Annotated in this window: 2 protein-coding genes; both read left to right on the forward strand. The window is 65.2% G+C overall.

What is annotated here, in order from left to right:
• Positions 1-351, forward strand: a 351-nt coding sequence (locus HFL01S_RS24355; RefSeq protein ID WP_245644963.1) for a methyl-accepting chemotaxis protein, incomplete at its 5' end; no start/stop codon positions are given.
• Between the two features lie 255 nt (positions 352-606).
• Positions 607-1,685: MCP four helix bundle domain-containing protein (locus HFL01S_RS24360; RefSeq protein WP_157539130.1), on the forward strand; the 1,079-nt coding region annotated here is incomplete at its 3' end.

Genomic DNA, 1,685 nt, shown 5'->3' on the forward strand with positions numbered 1-1,685 from the left:
AGCCTGGCGCAGCGCAGCGCCGAGGCGGCCAAGGAAATCAAGAGCCTCATCAACGCCAGCGTCGAACGTGTCGAGCAGGGCACCGCCCTGGTGGACCAGGCTGGCAGCACCATGCAGGAGATCGTGCAGTCCATCCAGCGCGTGACCGACATCGTGGGCGAGATCAGCAGCGCCAGCAGCGAACAGAGCGCCGGTGTGGCGCGCGTGAGCGATGCGGTGCGGCAGATGGATCAGGCCACGCAGCAGAACGCGGCGCTGGTCGAAGAAAGCGCTGCGGCGGCCGCGGGGCTCAAGCAGCAGGCCGAGCAGATGGTGCGGGCGGTGTCGGTGTTCAAGCTGTCACCGGCGTGAGTCAGGGGTTGTTGCGGGCCCGCCCCGATGCCTCGGGCATGGCGCTGTTCACACCCGCGACGTTTATTTGAATTGCGCCGGGATTCGGACTCAAGTTCCGGATTTGCATGGCGAAAAAGCAATCAGCATTGCGTGGCGGCTTGAAGTTCCTGGGCCGAGCCTCTGTTGAGCGGAGCAAACGGTGTGCAGGCGCGAGCGCTTGGCCCGTCAGGCGGACGGTTGTTGTCAGATCAATTTGACTTAGAAAGGTCGATCATGTTGTCGAATTTGAAGGTGGGCATCAAGCTCTCACTGGGTTTTGGTTTTGTGGGGCTGTTGATCGCACTGATCGCAGGCATTTCGTGGGTGAAGCTGGACGGCGCGATTGCGTTGCAGAACGACGCGCTGGAAGACCGGTACCCCAAGACGGTGATGGTCGCCGACCTGGAGACCGACGTGGTGAGACAGGGCGTGCTGCTTCGCAACATCCTGCTGGCTTCCAACCGGGGCGACACCGCCGGCGTGAACGCCGCACTGGCGCAGCTGCAAGAGAGTTCTGCCCGTGTTGGCAAGGTCTTCGAAACACTCGACGGCCTCATCAACAACCCCAAGGCGAGGGAGCTGATGAAGCGCGTGTCGGACACCCGAGACGCCTACCGCAAGGAGCGGGAGACCATGCTGGGCCTTGTGCGGGACGGCAAGAACACCGAGGCCGAACAGCTGCTGAATGGCAGCATGCAGGCCGCTCGCAATGCCTACGGCGATGCACTTGAAGAGTTTCTGGACTTCCAGCGCGACCTGATGACCGCCTCCGGCAACGCTGCGCGCAGCAGCCTGCAGACCACCACCTGGACCGTGGTGGGCCTGTCGGTGGCGGCGGTGGTGCTGGCGGCCCTGGCCGCGCTGCTGATCACCCGCGCCATCGTGCGCCCGCTCAACGAGGCGGTGGGCATTGCCGACCACATCGCCGCCGGGGACCTGACCCAGAAGATCAACGTGCAAGGCCGCGATGAAACGGCCCAGCTGCTGGCCGCCATGGGCAAGATGCAGCAGGCGCTGCGCGACCTCGTCACCGACGTGCGCCAGAACGCCGAAGGCGTGGCCACGGCCAGCGCGCAGATCGCCCAGGGCAACCAGGACCTCTCCAGCCGCACCGAGCAGCAGGCCTCGGCGCTGGAGGAAACCTCGGCGTCCATGGAAGAGATGGGTTCGACCGCACAGCAGAACGCCGACAACGCCCGCGCCGCCAGCCAGCTGGCCGCCAGCGCCAGCAACGTGGCGGTGCAAGGGGGCGAGGTGGTCAGCCAGGTGGTCTCGACCATGCGCGACATCCAGCACAGCAGCCAGAAGATCAG

This window comes from Hydrogenophaga flava NBRC 102514 (assembly GCF_001571145.1).
Lineage (GTDB): Bacteria > Pseudomonadota > Gammaproteobacteria > Burkholderiales > Burkholderiaceae_C > Hydrogenophaga > Hydrogenophaga flava.